Consider the following 14673-nt stretch of genomic DNA (forward strand, 5'->3'; position numbering starts at 1 on the left):
GAGATCAGGATGCTCACATACGTCCCGGGCCATGCCTGGTGTCTTGGAGAACGTCCCCCTCGCGAAGGGCCGCAAGCCCGAAGCGCTGGCGATATTCGCGGGGCCCGAGCCCCGTCACCTTGACGAAGACCTTGCGGAACGAGCCCGGATCCTCGTAGCCGACATCCCACGCGACCTGCTCGATGGGACGCGTGGTCGCCTCCAGCATCTCGCGCGCCTTGCCCACGCGCAGGTGCTGGCAGTATTCGCTCGGCTTCAGCCCTGTTGCCTTGTGAAAGCGGCGCAGGAAAGTGCGCGGCTCGAGCCCCGCCTTCTCCGCCATCGCGGCAAGCGTCGCATCACGGGCGCCGGTCGCCTGCAGCCAGTGCTGGACCTGCAGCACCGCCTCGTCGCCATGGCGCAGCTTCGGTGAAAACACGCTGTAGTATCGCTGCTCGCGGCCGGGAGGGTCGACCAGCAGGAAGCGCGCGGTCTCGAGCATGACGGTCGGCCCCAGAAGCCGATCCACGAGCCTGAGTCCGAGGTCCGTCCAGGCCATCAATCCGCCCGCGGTGATGAGGTCGCCGTCGTCGATGACGAGCTTGTCGATGTCCATGCGGGCATTGGGGAAACGTTCCGAAAAGTCATTGGCGTAGAACCAGTGGGTGGTGGCGGCGCGGCCCTCCAGCAGCCCGGTCTCTCCGAGCAGGAAGGCGCCGGCGCAGACCGAGCAGAGCGTGGCGCCGCGCGCGTGGCGGTCGCGCAGCCATGAGGCAAGCGGCGCCGCCTCCTCCGCGGTTATCGGCGCGATGACGGCCGGCGGCAGGATGACGAAGTCCGGTTCGCCCGGCAGCCCCGGATGGCTGTCGAACACCCGCTCCGCTCCCTCGCCGTCTTCTCTGCCGCGCCAGTGGCCAAAGCGCAGCCCGGGCGCCTCGCCACCCAGGTGTCGTTTCACCATGAGGTTCGCAACCGAGAACAGGTCGGTCAGCCCATGCGCCGCGCCGAGTTGCGCACCGGGATAGATCAGGACGGCGATATCGGCGATCGGGGTCGAGGGGATGGTTTTTGTCATTTGTCACTTATGGCCCGGATTATGTCGATTCCGCCAATCCGAAACGCGACCGCGGCGGTCTATCTGTTTCTCCATCGAATTGAACCGCGGACGAGACGTCCCGGCCGAGAACCAGGAGAAACAAGCCATGAGCACGGTTACCACCAAAGACGGCGTTGAAATCTTCTTCAAGGATTGGGGCCCGAAGGACGCCCAGCCGATCGTATTCCATCATGGATGGCCGCTGTCGTCCGACGACTGGGACGCGCAGCTGCTGTTCTTCCTGTCCAAGGGCTATCGCGTCGTCGCTCACGACCGGCGTGGCCATGGCCGCTCGTCGCAGGTCTGGGACGGCCACGACATGGACCACTACGCAGCCGACGCCTCGGCGGTCGTGCAGCATCTCGATCTGAGGAACGCCGTCCACATCGGCCACTCGACCGGCGGCGGCGAGGTCGCCCGCTACGTCGCGCGGCATGGCGAGCCGCAGGGGCGGGTCGCCAAGGCGGTACTGGTCAGCGCCGTGCCGCCGCTGATGGTGAAGACCGCGAACAATCCCGGCGGCCTGCCGATCGAGGTGTTCGACGGCTTCCGCAAGGCGCTCGCCGACAACCGCGCGCAGTTCTTCCTCGACGTTCCCGCCGGCCCCTTCTACGGCTTCAACCGCGAAGGCGCGAAGATCGACCAGGGCGTGATCAACAACTGGTGGCGGCAGGGCATGATGGGCTCGGCCAAGGCCCATTATGACGGCATCAAGGCCTTCTCCGAGACCGACCAGACGGAAGATCTGAAGGCGATCACCGTGCCGACGCTGGTGCTGCACGGCGAAGACGACCAGATCGTACCGATCGACGACAGCGCGCGGCTCTCGGCCCCGCTGCTGAAGAATGGCACGCTGAAGACCTATCCGGGCTACGGCCACGGGCTGCTGACGATCAATGCCGACGTTCTCAACGCCGATCTGCTCGCCTTCATCCAGAGCTGAGCGACAAGGGAATCGGCGCACGGGAAATCGTGCGCCGGTTCTTCAAATGATCGCCGGCGGCATCGACCCGGAACCAGGCGACATGAAGCCCGACATCGCCGGAGGCCGAGAAGGGGCCGCTCCCGCCTGAACCCACAGCCGACCGCGGCAGGATCTGCTAGAAACCCGAAGCGCACCCATCGCTGCGCGGATCGCCGGCCCCCTCCAACGTGCCGTCCGCCGTGCGGACGATCGCGCCGGCATGACCCATCATCGCATCGAAGGGCGGCACGATTTCCACATCATGCCCGGCGGCCCGCAGGGCCGCGACCAGCGCCGGCGGAAAGCGGTCTTCCAGCTTCAGCGTCACGCTCTCGGCACCCCAGGTCCGTCCGAGCAGCCAGCGCGGCGCCGTGATCGCGGCCTGCAGTTCCTCGCCGAACAGCGCATAGCGTGAGAACAGCGCCGCCTGGGTCTGCGGCTGCCCTTCGCCACCCATGGTGCCATAGACCATGTAGCGCCCATCCTCGAAGGCGGCCATCGCCGGGTTGAGCGTGTGGAAGGGCTTGCGGCCCGGCGCCAGCAGGCGGGGGCCCTCCCCCCGTAGCTGGAAGCTCGCGCCGCGGTTCTGCCAGACGATGCCGGTCTGCGGCAGAACGATGCCGGAGCCGAACTCGAAGTAGATGCTCTGGATGAAGCTCACCGCGAGTCCGTTGCCGTCGATGGCACCGAGCCACACCGTGTCGCCGGCGGAAGGCGGTGCCGGCCAGGGCAGCGCCGTTTTCCCGTCGATACGTCCGGCCAGGCGATCCAGGGCCGCGTCGGCGAGCCAGTCGGCCGGGTCCTCGCTCATGCTGTCGGGGTCGCCGACGATGCGGTCGCGCACGAGGAAGGCCTGCTTGGTCGCCTCGACCAGGCCGTGAATGTGGTCGAAGCCCTCCGCCTCGCTGACGCCCAGCCGGCTAAAGATGGCGAGGATCATCAGCGAGGACAGGCCCTGCGTCGGCGGCGGGAAATTGAACAGCCGCATGCCGGGCAGCCGCACCGAGAGCGGCGCGACGCGCCGAGCCTCGCAGCGTGCGAGGTCCTCCAGCGCGACCGGCGAGCCGGCGGCGGCGAGGTCATCAGCGATCTCGCGGGCGAGCCTGCCGCGATAGAAGTCATCGGTGCCGGCCGTGCCGATCCGGCGCAGGGTCGCGCCGAGCGCCGGCAGCTTCATAATGGAGCCAACCGCCGGCGCGGCCCCATGATCGAGGAAGCTTCCGGCAAAACCTGAAACGCCGGCCAGCTCGGGCCGCTTTTCGGAGGTCAACTCGTTCTGGCTGGCCGTGACGGGGAAGCCGTTCTCCGCGTGCCAGACAGCCTCCTCGACGAGCCGGGCGAGCGGCAGTCTCCCGCCATGTTCGGCGCTGACCTTCAGCGCCTCGCCCCAGCCGGCGATGGTGGCGGCCGTGGTGTTGGCTGCCAGCGGGCCGCGCTGGGGAATGGCGTCGAGGCCGGCACGGCCATAAAGCTCGGGCGTAGCCGCGCCCGCCGCCCGGCCGCAGGCCTCAACGCCGACGGGCACCTCGCCCGGACGGCCGATGAGCCAGAACCCGTCGCCGCCGATGCTGGTCATGTGCGGATAGACGACGGCGAGGGCGGCCGCCATGGCCACGGTGGCCTCCACCGCGTTGCCACCCTCGCGCAGCACGCGAAGCCCGGCCTCGGTCGCGAGATGATGCGGCGAGGTCGCCATGCCCCGCCGGGCACGTACCGTGTTCAACATAGAGAGATTCCGTCCTTACCAGCCGATCGCCTTGGGCAGCCAGGTCGCCAGTTCCGGGAAGGCGAACACCAGCGTGACGGCGATGAGTTGCAGCCCGATGAAAGGGACGACGCCGCGATAGATGTCGGCGGTCGCCACCTCCGGTGGAGCCACCCCGCGCAGGTAGAAAAGTGCCCAGCCGAAGGGCGGCGTGAGGAACGAGGTTTGAAGCACCGTGGCAATCAGCGCCGCCGCCCAGACCAGATCGACATTCGCCCCGATCATCAGCGGCAGGAACATCGGCACGACGATGTAGCTGATCTCGATCCACTCGATGAAGAAGCCGAGCACGAAGATGATCAGCAGCATGAAGATGAGAATGCCATCCGTGCCGCCGGGCACGAAGGCGAAGGCATCGTGCACGAGCCGCTCGCCGCCGAGGCCACGGAAGGCCAGCGCGAAGACCTGCGAGCAGATGAGCACGAAGAACATCATCGCGGTGATGCGTGCCGTGGACTGCACCGTCTCCGTCAGGGTCTTCCAGCTGAAACGACCGGCAAACGCCGCGACGAGGATGGAGCCGAGCGCGCCCATGCTGGCGGCCTCGGTCGGAGCCGCGATGCCGCCGATGATCGAGCCGAGCACCGCGAGCACGAGGGCGATCGGCGGCAGGCCGACCTTCAGCGCCTTCAGCCACAATTCGCGGCGCGGCATGGCCCGGCGCTCTTCCAGCGGAATGGCCGGCACCTTTTCCGGCCAGATGATGCCGACGGCAATCATGTAGACGCAGAAGATGCCCGTGAGCAGCAGCCCCGGCAGCACGGCGGCGGCAAACAGCGTACCCACCGACTCGCCGAGGATATCGGCCAGAAGAATGAGGATGGTCGAAGGCGGGATGAGCTGGCCGAGGGTACCGGAGGCACAGATGGCGCCGCAGGAGAGGCTCTTGTCGTAGCCACGCCGCAGCAGGGTCGGCAGGGTGAGCAGGCCCAGCGTGACGATGGTCGCGCCGACAATGCCGGTGGTCGCCCCCATCAGCATGCCGACGAGGATGATGCCGAGCCCCATACCGCCGCGCAGGCTGCCGGAGAGATGACCGATCACCTCCATCAGCTCGTCGGCGAGGCGCGACTTCTCGAGCATCACCCCCATGAACACGAACAGCGGGATCGCGATCAGCGTGTAGTTGGCGGTGACGCCGTAGATGCGCGCGGGCAGCAGGCCGAACAGCGTGGTGCCGAAGCCGAGCCAGCCGAAGAAGAAGCCGCTGATCGCCAGCGTGAGCGCCACCGGCACTCCGACGAACAGCATGACGAAGAAGGAGGCGATGCAAGCGATCGCCAGGATTTCATTGAGGGGCATCGACAGGCACCGTCGCGGGCGGCTCGGCCGGCCCACCGAGGAAGGGCTCAAGCGCCCGGAAAGTGGCGGCAAGGCTCTGGAGAAGCAGCAGCGCGAAGCCGGCCGGGATCATCGCCTTGAGAATGAAGCGGTAGGGCAGGCCGCCGGGGTCGGGCGAGGCTTCGCCAATCCGGTAGGACTGCATCACGTAGCGCCAGGACAACGCGATCACGATCACCGACAGGGCGACCACGCTCAGCGCCGAGAACAGGTCGATGGCCTGCTTCACCCGCGCCGGCAGGTGGGCATAGACGATGTCCACCCGCACATGGCCTTCATGCTTGATCGTGTAGGCGATGCACAGCAGCGTCAGCGGCGACATCAGGTGCCATTCCAGCTCCTGCATCGCCACCGAGCCGGTGTTGAAGGCGTAGCGCATCAGCACGTTGCCGGCCATGACGAGGACGAGCGCGAGCCCCGTCCACGCCGCGACCCAGCCGCAAGCCTCGACGATCGCGTCGAGGCCCCGGGCCCATTTTTCGAGAACGGAGATCATTCGCCCCTGCGGATCTGGGTCTGGTAGACCGCTTCGGACAGGCCGGCCCACTGGCTGTGCTTGGCCGCGAAGTCGGTGAAGCTGTCGTAGACCTTCTTGATCTTCGGGTCGGAGGCCGCCAGCTGCTCCAGCGTGGTCTTGGTGACCTCCCGCAGCTTGTCCACCACCGCCTCGGGATAGGGACCGGCGACGACGCCCTGGTTCTTCACTAGATCGGTCATGGCCTCGCCATTGGTGGCTTCGCACCAGGTGTGGCTGATGACGTTGCAGGCCGCCGCGGCCGCGCGCACGATCGCCTTCAGATCGTCCGGGAGGCTGTTCCAGGCATCCTTGTTGACGATGAGTTCGGTGACGTTGTTCGGCTCGTGCCATCCGGTGGTGTAGTAGTACTTGGCCGCCTTCTGCAGGCCGAGACGGCGGTCCTGATAGGGGCCGACGAATTCGGCGGCGTCGATCACGCCGCGCTCCAACGCGGGGAAGATTTCGCCGCCCGGCAGCAGCTTCACGTCGACGCCGAGCTGGGCATAGACCTTGCCGGCGAGGCCGGGGATGCGCATCTTCAGGCCCTGGAAGTCCTCGACCTTCTCGATCGGCTTGCGGAACCAGCCGGACATCTGCACGCCGGTATTGCCCAGCGGCATGGGCACAAGGTTGAAGGGCTCGTAGAGCTCCTCCCAGAGCTGCAGGCCGCCGCCGTGATAGATCCAGGCGTTCTGGCCTTGGAAATTGAGGCCGAAGGGCACGCAGGTGAAGAACTGCGCCGCCGGCACCTTGCCGGCCCAGAAATAGGAATTCGCCGCGTTCATCTCGACCGTACCCGAGGACACGGCATCGAAGCCCTCCAGCGCCGGGATCAGTTCGCCCGCCGCGAAGTGCTGGATGGTGAGGCGCCCGCCCGAGAGCTTGCCGACCATCTCGCAGAAATCGGTCGGGCTGCCGGGGCCGGTGACGTAAAAGGGCGCGCCGGGTCCGTAGGCATTGGTCATTTTCCAGCTGAAGGTCTGCTGGGCGCGGGCAACGTGCGGCGCCGCAACGGTCGCGATGGCGGCCGTGCCAGCAAGACCAGCGCCCAGAAATCCACGACGATCCATCTCTCTTTCCCCTTGTCCGGATGGGCGCCGCTGTTCCGATCGGCGCCTCTGTCTGCGGCTAGATATTCCGCTGCGCCGCAACATGAGCAATGCCCCCATAGGTGCAAAGCGGCGGCCGACCCCGGACCGGGCGAGTCCGTTTCGATAAAAATTATCTTGTTTTATCAATAAGTTATATTAAACTGACGCAATATTGCGCAGCGAAATTCCGGACGGTCGAGACAAGTTTTTGTGCGCCGTTCGTCAAAGTGCTTCACTGGCAAGAACGGGCCCCGCGACCTAGACCGGCAGTGCCATGAACCGAGCCGTTCCGATTTCCATCAACGCCTTTCCGGCCAGCAAGCAGGAGGCCGTCTGGCGGGAGACGCTGGCCAGCCTCGCGCTGTCCGGCCGTCTGCCGAAGGATGCCGCCTTCCATTTCGGCGAGATCTCGATCAAGCGATCGCCGACGCAGGCGTGCTTCGCCCTGTTGCGCTCCACCGCGCAGCACTTCTCGGCCCTGTCCACGGGCGAGCGCCATGTGTTGATCGGCTTCGTGAACTACGGCCGGGGCCATCTCACCGATTCCGGTCGGCGCGCGGCCGAATTTGCCGATGGCGACATCTGGGTCTGCGATCCGATGACGCCTTTCTCGGTGCAGTTCCGCAACGATTTCGAGCTGTTGCTGCTGCAGGTACCGCGCGAACGGCTGACCGGCCGCCTCGGCCGCGCCGCCACCGTGCCCACGCTGGTGCTCGGCGGATCCGTCTCGGCGGCGGCGGCCCGGCCGATGATGCGGGCGCTGACCGCGAACTTCGCCGTCACCGAGGACGGCGACCTCATGGCCGCCGAGACCGCCATCACCGAGTTGATGCTCTCCGCCCTGCTCGCCGAGGCGCGGCCCGAGGAGGACAACGCCACGCAGGTGCAGGCGGCCCACTATGCCCGCGTCTGCGCGCAGATCGAGGCGCGGCTGCGCGAGCCGGAGCTGGCGGTCGCCGATATCGCGAGGGCCGAGGGCCTGTCCGCGCGCTACATCCAGCGCCTGTTCGAAGGCCAGGACCGCTCCTTCTCCGACTATGTGCGCCATCGCCGGCTGGAGCAGTGCCGACGCGATCTCGTGAACCCCGAGCATGCCGACCGCTCCATCGCCGAGATCGGCTTTCGCTGGGGGTTTCCCGATCAGGCGCATTTCAGCCGCGTCTTCAGCGCCGCCTACGGCATTTCCCCGCGCGATTACCGCAAATCGTCCGGCCCGGCCGTGGAGACGCGCTGGACCCGCGGGCGCCCCCTGCACTCGGGCGTGCGCCCCTCGCGCCCCATGCCTGCCGCAGCTCCTGCGCACGATGATGTGGAAGACGTACCGCGTCTGCCGCCGCTGCCGCGCGACATCGGCGAGCCCGGACGCCACCACCTGCCGGTGTCGCGCGAGAGCGTGCACTGGGGCTACCTCTCACGCGCCATCCCGCCAGTGCTGCGCGTGCGTTCGGGTGCGACGGTGACGGTGGAGACGCTGACGCAGCATGCCTATGACGACCATGAGCGCATGATCGCGGGCGACGCCGGCGCCGAGAGCGTGTTCCGCTGGACGCGGGACTACAAGGCGGTCGATCGGCGCGGCGCCGGGCCGGTGAACGCCAGCATCTTCGGCCGTGGTGCCGGCGAGGGCTTCGGCGTGCATATCTGCACCGGGCCGATCTTCGTCCACGGCGCCGAGCCGGGCGACGTGCTGGAGGTGCAGATCCTCGACCTCAAACCCCGCCCCTGCGCCAATCCGCTTTATGCCGGCCATGCCTTCGGCTCCAACGCCGCCGCCGCGTGGGGCTTCCACCACGACGACATTCTCGACGAGCCGCGCAAGCGCGAAGTCATCACCATCTACCGGACCGACGCCGCCGGCGAGAGCGGCTATGCCGAGGCGGTCTATTCCTTCCGCTGGATGCCGCAGACCGACCCGTTCGGCGTGGTGCACGAGACCATCGACTATCCCGGCGTGCCGGTCGACCACGCCAAGATCGTCGAGCGCCACGACCTCCTGAAGGGTGTGCGCGTGCCGGTGCGCCCGCATTTCGGCTTCATCGCCGTCGCGCCGCGCGAGACCGACATGGTGGATTCCGTTCCACCCGGCTATTTCGGCGGCAATATCGATAACTGGCGCGCCGGCAAGGACGCCTCGGTCTACCTGCCGGTGACGGTGCCGGGAGCCCTGCTTTCGGTCGGCGACCCGCATCTGGCGCAGGGCGATGGCGAGATCAGCGGCACGGCGCTGGAATGCTCGCTCACCGGCGACATCCGCCTCGTGCTGCACAAGCGCGGCGAGACCGAGAAATCCTATCTCAACGGTCTGGGCGCACCGCTGATCGAGACGCCCGACGCCTGGCTGCTGCACGGCTTCAGCTACACCAACTATCTGCGCGAGCTGGGCCGCAACGCCCAGTCGGAAGTCTTCAAACGCTCCTCGCTGAGCCGGGCACTACGCAGCGCCTTCCGCGCCGCCCGCAAGTTCCTCATGGAACGCTACGGGCTCGACGAGGACGAGACGATCTCGCTGATGTCCGTGGCGGTCGATTTCGGCGTGACACAGGTGGCGGATGGCAATTGGGGCGTCCATGCCAAGGTCGCCAAGGGGATTTTCGAGGTACGCGATCCCTGACGCCGCAACGCCACGCTCCAGCTCGGCCTCGACAAGACGCTGAGACCGTCTTCGTATTCTCGCCCTCGCTGATGCCCCTTTTCCATCGCCCATAAAACGCGACGCATCGCTTCCGCGGGCAGAGATCACCGAAATCCCGAAGGCGGCGCGCAGTCGCTCAATAAATTGATTTCATTAAGAAAATTGGCGCACCCGGCACGATTCGAACGTGCGACCTTTGCCTTCGGAGGGCAACGCTCTATCCAGCTGAGCTACGGGTGCCCGCGGCGCATAAGAGACGCCGGTGCTGCGCCTTCATAGTCGAACGGCCGGCCTCCGGCAACCGGGCGGAAGGCGATCCTCTCAACTCGCGTGAAGACCAGAGAGGAGGGCCTCGATGCGAGCGCGCGTGCCGTCTTCCGCCACCTCCGTCCGCAAGGCGACTCCGTCGGCGCCGGCCAGGAGACCGGCGAGGATGTCCGCCACCCCGTCCATCCGGTCGGCACGCAGGCCGAGCGTGGCGAGGAACTGGCTGCCGACGCGCAATGCGGACCGCCCCTCGCGGGTGATGTCCGGGCAGATTCCCACGATGACGCCGTGCCGCGCCAGCGCCTCGATCAGCGCACGGGGATCCTCCGCCGCGCCGATCGGGATCAGCATCTGGTGCGTGAACCCGCTTTCCGGCGCGATCACCGGCAAGCCGCGTGCCCGGCAGGCCCGAGCGAGGACTGCGGTGTTGGCGACGACCGCATCGGCATAAGCGGCGCCATGTGCCCCCACCTCTTGCAGGACACGCAGCAACGGCGGCAGCAGGGCCGGATTGTAATTGGCGAGAAAGCGCGCATCGAGCAGGCTTGCAAGCGTCTCCCCCTGCGCCGGGTCGCGCCCGAGGATCAGCCCGTGCGGCAGGCCCGGAATGGTCTTGTAGGTCGACGTCACCATGACGTCGACGCCGGCCTCCAGCGGGTTGGGATAGATGCCGCCGGCGATCAGCCCGGCGACGTGGGAGGCGTCGAACACCGTCGTCGCCCCCGCCGACCGGGCGGCCGCGACGACCGGCGCGATATCGTCCGGCCGCACCATCACGCTGCGGCCGAGCATGACGAGGCGCGGGCGGCGCGCTTCCACCATCCGCGCGGCGCCGGCCGCGTCGAGACAGAGCCCCTCCCCGTCGAAGGGCAGCGCCTCGCAGGAAAGCCCGGCCAGCGCGGGCGTGCCGCCGTCGCGCTGGCTGAGATGCCCGCCATGCGCCTTGTCGGGCGCGAGCATCAGGTCGCGGGGGCGCGCGAAGGCGTGGAAGACGGCGAGGTTGCACAAGGTCGCGCTGGGCAGGCGCGGCTCCGCCCAGGTGGCCCCGAAGAGCGCGCAGGCCTCCCGCCTCGCCGCCACCTCGAACTGCGAGACCAGCTCGGTGCCCGGCTGCTCCTTGTCGAAGCTCGGCCCCATGGAGGGCATGGCGCCGAGGCCCGGCGCGCAGGCCGCGCGCACGGTAGCGGAGGGGTAGTTGGCGCCGGCATAGAGCACGAGGCGCCGGCGGGTCAGCGTCTCGCCATGAAGGCGGGCGGCGGCGAACAGGGCGTCGGTCGTGCCGGTGTCGATCACGGTGGCGGGGGCATCGGTTGCGTGGCTCATGCCAACCAGATAGCGGCGATTCGCCCGCCTGCCCATGGCCGGTCGCACACACGCCCGCGCGTGCAGCGCTGGCAGGCGCCGGCATCGTTGCTATATAGCCGCATCATGACCGATCATGCCCCTGCCCCCGCGCGCGCTCCCCTGTTCTCCTCCGACGAGGTGGAGCGCTATGCGCGCCATCTGGTGCTCAGCGAGATCGGCGGGCCGGGCCAGCAGAAGCTGAAGAAGGCGAGCATGCTGGTGGTCGGCGCCGGCGGGCTCGGCGCCCCTGCCCTGCTCTATCTCGCCGCTGCCGGCGTGGGGCGGCTCGTGGTGATCGACGACGACACCGTGTCGCTGTCGAATCTGCAGCGGCAGGTGATCCACACGACGGCGGCGATCGGCCAGCCGAAGACCGAGAGCGCGGGCGCCTTCGTCGCGGCGCTCAACCCGCATGTCGCCTTCGAGGGGATCAACGCCCGGATCACCGCCGACAACGCGCTGGAGCTGGTGTCCGGCGTCGACGTGGTGATCGACGGTTCGGACAATTTCTCCACCCGCTATCTGGTCTCCGATGCGTGCGCGCTGGCGGGCATTCCGCTGGTGACGGCGGCGCTCGGGCGCTTCGACGCCACGGTGACGACGCTGCGCCCGCATGAGAAGGCGGCGGACGGCACGCCCAACCCGACCTATCGCTGCCTGTTTCCCGAGCCCCCGCCCGCCGGCACGGTGCCGACCTGCGCCGAGGCCGGCATTCTCGGCGCGCTGGCCGGGATCGCCGGCTCACTGGTGGCGCTGGAGGCGATCCGCGCCGTCACCGGCTTCGGCGACGGGCTGGTGGGGCGGCTGCTGATGATCGACGCCAAGTCGATGCGCTTCGAAACGCTGGCCTATGGCTGGGACCCGGACAATCCGCTGACGGGAACCCATCCGACGATCAAGGACCTGTCACGACACCAGCGGTGAGCGGCGCGGGAGCGCGCGCCTCACAGCATCGCCGGCAGCACGCGGTCCGGCGGGCGGTGGCCATCCATGAACGCCTTGATGTTCACGATCACCTTCTCGCCGGTGTCGATGCGCGCTTCCACCGTGGCCGAGCCCATATGCGGCAGCAGGACGACCTTGCCGGCGCGGGCGAGCTTCAGCAGCTTCGGGCTCACCGCCGGCTCGCGCTCGAACACGTCAAGCCCGGCACCGGCGAGTTCGCCGTTCTCGATCATGCGGATCAGCGCGTGCTCGTCGATCACCTCGCCGCGCGCGGTGTTGACGATGTAGGCGTCGGGCCGGACCAGCTTGAGCCGGCGGGCCGAGAGCAGGTGGAAGGTTGCGGGCGTGTGCGGGCAGTTGATGGAGAGGATGTCCATGCGGGCCAGCATCTGGTCGAGGCTGTCCCAATAGGTCGCCTCCAGCTCCTCCTCGATATGGGCGGGGAGCGGTCGGCGGTTGTGATAGTGGATCTGCAGGCCGAAGGCGCGGGCGCGGCGGGCGACCGCCTGGCCGATGCGCCCCATGCCGATGATGCCGAGCCGCTTGCCCCAGATGCGGTGGCCGAGCATCCACATCGGCGACCAGCCGGGCCAGGTGCCGTCGTCGCTGGTGATCAGCGCCGCGCCCTCGGTCAGGCGGCGGGGCACGGCGAGGATCAGCGCCATCGTCATGTCGGCCGTGTCCTCGGTGAGGACGCCCGGCGTATTGGTGATGGCGATGCCCCGCGCATTGGCGGCGGCGACGTCGATATGGTCGACGCCGTTGCCGAAATTGGCGATCAGCTTGAGGTTCGGCCCGGCGGCCTCGATGACGGTGCTGTCGATGCGGTCGCAGATGGCGGGCACCAGCACGTCCGCGGTCGCCATCGCCTCGGCGAGCTGCGCCTGCGTCATCGGAACGTCGTCGACGTTCAGACGGGCGTCGAACAGTTCGCGCATGCGGGTTTCGATCTTGTCGGGCAGCTTGCGTGTCACGACGACCAGCGGTTTTTTGCGGGCCATGTTGCTCCCCGTGCGAATCCCCGGCGCAATCAAGCTCCCGTTAACGCTACGGGTTCCACACTCGCGCCAACCGGGCGAGGCGTTCATTAGCAGACGGGTCCGCGAAACACAAAAATGCACCGATTTCCGGTGCAGGGCGTGTCTCAAGGATTGCGCCGCAGCACAGGACCGCTGGCTGGCGCCGCTCCCGGTGGGGCGAATGGGTGATCAAGGTGATGCGTAAGGACTGGCTTCGGGACAGGTCGAAGCTGCGGGAAATGATGTGTGTTCTGGCGTTCGGGTTGCTCGCGGCGGGTCTGTCGCCGGGCATGCCGGCGAGCGCCCAGCAGTCGGCTCCGGCCGAATCGACCGGGCCCGTGGGCCGCACGAGCGGCCTGCCGGTGCCCCGCTTCGTGAGCCTGAAGGCCGACAAGGTGAATGTCCGCTCCGGCCCCACGCGCGACCATGGCGTGGCCTGGGTGTTCACCCGCGCCGGCCTGCCGGTCGAAATCACCGCCGAATTCGAGACCTGGCGCCGTATCCGCGATTCGGAAGGGGCGGAAGGCTGGGTCTACCATTCCATGCTGTCCAGCCGCCGCACCGCGCTGGTGAGCCCGTGGAAGGGCGGCGAGCCCGCTCCGCTGCATTCCGAGCCGTCGACCTCCTCCTCAGTCAAGGCGAAGCTGGAGCCCGGCGTACTCGGCCGCGTCGAGCAGTGCGACGGCAAATGGTGCCACTTCTTCGACAAGGACTTCGAGGGTTTCGTCGAGCAGGAACGCCTGTGGGGCGTCTATCCCGGCGAAAAGGTGGAGTAAGGCGCGGCCTGCTCCATCGAGCCTCCCAAGCTCGGAGAACATGAAAAAGGCCGGTCGCAGGACCGGCCTTTTTCAATCTCGCGATGTCTCGTCGAAGTCCGTAGCGGGCCGCGTGTCAGGAGCGGCGCTTGGGGCGCAGCCGCACCACCACGTCGACGCGCGCCACCTCGTAGCCTTCCGGCGGCTCGGGAATGCGCTCGACCTCGACCGAAGTGCTGGGGATGTCGACGAGGTTGTTCTCGCCTTCGAGGAAGAAGTGGTGGTGGTCCGACGGATTGGTGTCGAAATAGGTCTTCGAGCCGTCCACCGCGAGCTCGCGCAGCAGCCCGACCTCGGTGAACTGGTGCAGCGTGTTGTAGACGGTGGCGAGCGAGACCGGGAAGCGCGCCTTGATGGCTTCCTCGTGCAGGATTTCCGCCGAGACGTGACGGTCGCCCTTGGCGAAGAGCAGCCAGCCGAGCGCGAGGCGCTGGCGGGTGGGACGCAGGCCGACGTCGCGCAGCATGTGACGCACGTCGTGGAACGGGCAGCCGGTGCGGCTCGTACCCGCGCTGTCGCGCAGGCGAGCAACCGGAAGAACCGGTTCGTCGTCCTCGACCACCATGCGGGAAATGGCTACGTTATGGGGGCGAAAGCCTTCGCTCATCTCGTATTCCAGACCAAGGTGAACCGGCCTTGCGCACCCCTTCCGGGCTCACGCGCCGCCGTTCCACATAAGTTATGCACCGCTGCCGGCCCCGCAACCGGAGCCTCGCCTACGTTGCGTTTTTCATCTGGCATTATATCTGCACGGCAAGCGCCGGGGCAATATCGCGACCGATAATCGTAATTGTTCCAATGTGAGGCCGGCGCGGGGCCCGCCGCCGGCGGGGCCCGGGCGCCGTCACGCCCGTGACATTTTGAGTGTCGCAGGGGCAGGCGCGGCGGCTTTGAGTGC

At 67.8% G+C, this 14673-nt stretch carries 12 protein-coding genes and 1 tRNA gene; 4 read left to right on the plus strand and 9 right to left on the minus strand.

Annotated features, from left to right (window positions below):
- Positions 1 to 13: 13 nt before the first annotated feature.
- Positions 14 to 1054, minus strand: coding sequence for a GlxA family transcriptional regulator (locus STARVERO_RS00330; RefSeq protein ID WP_159597511.1), 1041 nt, complete (start codon positions 1052 to 1054; stop codon positions 14 to 16).
- Between the two features lie 127 nt (positions 1055 to 1181).
- On the opposite strand from STARVERO_RS00330, the gene STARVERO_RS00335 reads away from it, so the two are divergent.
- Complete coding sequence (locus STARVERO_RS00335; RefSeq protein WP_159597512.1) at positions 1182 to 2018, plus strand: alpha/beta fold hydrolase; 837 nt, start codon at positions 1182 to 1184, stop codon at positions 2016 to 2018.
- Positions 2019 to 2175: 157 nt separating this feature from the next.
- Here the strand turns inward: STARVERO_RS00335 and STARVERO_RS00340 are convergent, their stop codons facing one another.
- Genes STARVERO_RS00340 through STARVERO_RS00355 form a run of 4 tightly spaced genes read right to left on the minus strand, consistent with a single transcriptional unit; the run spans position 2176 to position 6732 of the window.
- The gene (locus STARVERO_RS00340; protein WP_159597513.1) at positions 2176 to 3765 is read right to left on the minus strand and encodes a gamma-glutamyltransferase family protein; all 1590 of its coding nucleotides are present in this window, start codon (positions 3763 to 3765) and stop codon (positions 2176 to 2178) included.
- A 15-nt stretch (positions 3766 to 3780) separates the two neighbouring features.
- On the minus strand, positions 3781 to 5106 hold the full coding sequence (locus STARVERO_RS00345; protein ID WP_144343747.1) for a TRAP transporter large permease: 1326 nt from the start codon (positions 5104 to 5106) through the stop codon (positions 3781 to 3783).
- The gene (locus STARVERO_RS00350; protein ID WP_159597514.1) at positions 5093 to 5641 is read right to left on the minus strand and encodes a TRAP transporter small permease subunit; all 549 of its coding nucleotides are present in this window, start codon (positions 5639 to 5641) and stop codon (positions 5093 to 5095) included. Before STARVERO_RS00350 ends, STARVERO_RS00345 begins: the two co-directional genes overlap by 14 nt.
- Entirely contained in the window at positions 5638 to 6732 is a 1095-nt protein-coding gene (locus STARVERO_RS00355; RefSeq protein ID WP_159597515.1) for a TRAP transporter substrate-binding protein, read from the minus strand. The genes STARVERO_RS00350 and STARVERO_RS00355 overlap by 4 nt, the downstream gene beginning before the upstream one ends.
- 295 nt (positions 6733 to 7027) lie before the next feature.
- On the opposite strand from STARVERO_RS00355, the gene STARVERO_RS00360 reads away from it, so the two are divergent.
- Positions 7028 to 9364: an acetamidase/formamidase family protein gene (locus tag STARVERO_RS00360; protein ID WP_159597516.1), complete on the plus strand. Its 2337-nt coding sequence runs from the start codon at positions 7028 to 7030 to the stop codon at positions 9362 to 9364.
- Positions 9365 to 9548: 184 nt separating this feature from the next.
- Here STARVERO_RS00360 and STARVERO_RS00365 read toward each other — a convergent pair.
- A tRNA-Arg gene (locus STARVERO_RS00365) sits at positions 9549 to 9625 on the minus strand.
- Positions 9626 to 9706: 81 nt separating this feature from the next.
- Complete coding sequence (locus tag STARVERO_RS00370; protein ID WP_159597517.1) at positions 9707 to 10975, minus strand: glycine hydroxymethyltransferase; 1269 nt, start codon at positions 10973 to 10975, stop codon at positions 9707 to 9709.
- Positions 10976 to 11080: 105 nt separating this feature from the next.
- Between STARVERO_RS00370 and STARVERO_RS00375 the strand changes: the two genes are divergently transcribed.
- Positions 11081 to 11920: a HesA/MoeB/ThiF family protein gene (locus STARVERO_RS00375; protein ID WP_200837611.1), complete on the plus strand. Its 840-nt coding sequence runs from the start codon at positions 11081 to 11083 to the stop codon at positions 11918 to 11920.
- Positions 11921 to 11940: 20 nt separating this feature from the next.
- On the opposite strand, the gene STARVERO_RS00380 is transcribed toward STARVERO_RS00375, so the two are convergent.
- The gene (locus STARVERO_RS00380; protein WP_159597518.1) at positions 11941 to 12942 is read right to left on the minus strand and encodes a 2-hydroxyacid dehydrogenase; all 1002 of its coding nucleotides are present in this window, start codon (positions 12940 to 12942) and stop codon (positions 11941 to 11943) included.
- A 257-nt stretch (positions 12943 to 13199) separates the two neighbouring features.
- Here STARVERO_RS00380 and STARVERO_RS00385 point away from each other — a divergent pair, with 257 nt between their 5' ends.
- Positions 13200 to 13736 (plus strand): SH3 domain-containing protein, encoded by a 537-nt coding sequence (locus STARVERO_RS00385; RefSeq protein WP_186291845.1) that lies wholly within the window; start codon positions 13200 to 13202, stop codon positions 13734 to 13736.
- 115 nt (positions 13737 to 13851) lie between these two features.
- Here the strand turns inward: STARVERO_RS00385 and irrA are convergent, their stop codons facing one another.
- A complete protein-coding gene (irrA, locus tag STARVERO_RS00390; RefSeq protein ID WP_159597519.1) occupies positions 13852 to 14382 on the minus strand; it encodes an iron response transcriptional regulator IrrA in 531 nt (176 codons plus the stop codon).
- Positions 14383 to 14673 lie beyond the last annotated feature (291 nt).

The organism is Starkeya nomas (genome assembly GCF_902703545.1).
Classification (GTDB): domain Bacteria; phylum Pseudomonadota; class Alphaproteobacteria; order Rhizobiales; family Xanthobacteraceae; genus Ancylobacter; species Ancylobacter moscoviensis.

Coding starts and splice junctions, on each gene's coding strand:
- STARVERO_RS00355 (WP_159597515.1), bottom strand. CDS start 6,732: ATGGATCGTCGTGGATTTCTGGGCGCTGGTCTTGCTGGCACGGCCGCC.
- STARVERO_RS00330 (WP_159597511.1), bottom strand. CDS start 1,054: ATGACAAAAACCATCCCCTCGACCCCGATCGCCGATATCGCCGTCCTG.
- STARVERO_RS00375 (WP_200837611.1), top strand. CDS start 11,081: ATGACCGATCATGCCCCTGCCCCCGCGCGCGCTCCCCTGTTCTCCTCC.
- STARVERO_RS00350 (WP_159597514.1), bottom strand. CDS start 5,641: ATGATCTCCGTTCTCGAAAAATGGGCCCGGGGCCTCGACGCGATCGTC.
- STARVERO_RS00380 (WP_159597518.1), bottom strand. CDS start 12,942: ATGGCCCGCAAAAAACCGCTGGTCGTCGTGACACGCAAGCTGCCCGAC.
- STARVERO_RS00335 (WP_159597512.1), top strand. CDS start 1,182: ATGAGCACGGTTACCACCAAAGACGGCGTTGAAATCTTCTTCAAGGAT.
- irrA (WP_159597519.1), bottom strand. CDS start 14,382: ATGAGCGAAGGCTTTCGCCCCCATAACGTAGCCATTTCCCGCATGGTG.
- STARVERO_RS00385 (WP_186291845.1), top strand. CDS start 13,200: ATGATGTGTGTTCTGGCGTTCGGGTTGCTCGCGGCGGGTCTGTCGCCG.
- STARVERO_RS00370 (WP_159597517.1), bottom strand. CDS start 10,975: ATGAGCCACGCAACCGATGCCCCCGCCACCGTGATCGACACCGGCACG.
- STARVERO_RS00345 (WP_144343747.1), bottom strand. CDS start 5,106: ATGCCCCTCAATGAAATCCTGGCGATCGCTTGCATCGCCTCCTTCTTC.
- STARVERO_RS00340 (WP_159597513.1), bottom strand. CDS start 3,765: ATGTTGAACACGGTACGTGCCCGGCGGGGCATGGCGACCTCGCCGCAT.
- STARVERO_RS00360 (WP_159597516.1), top strand. CDS start 7,028: ATGAACCGAGCCGTTCCGATTTCCATCAACGCCTTTCCGGCCAGCAAG.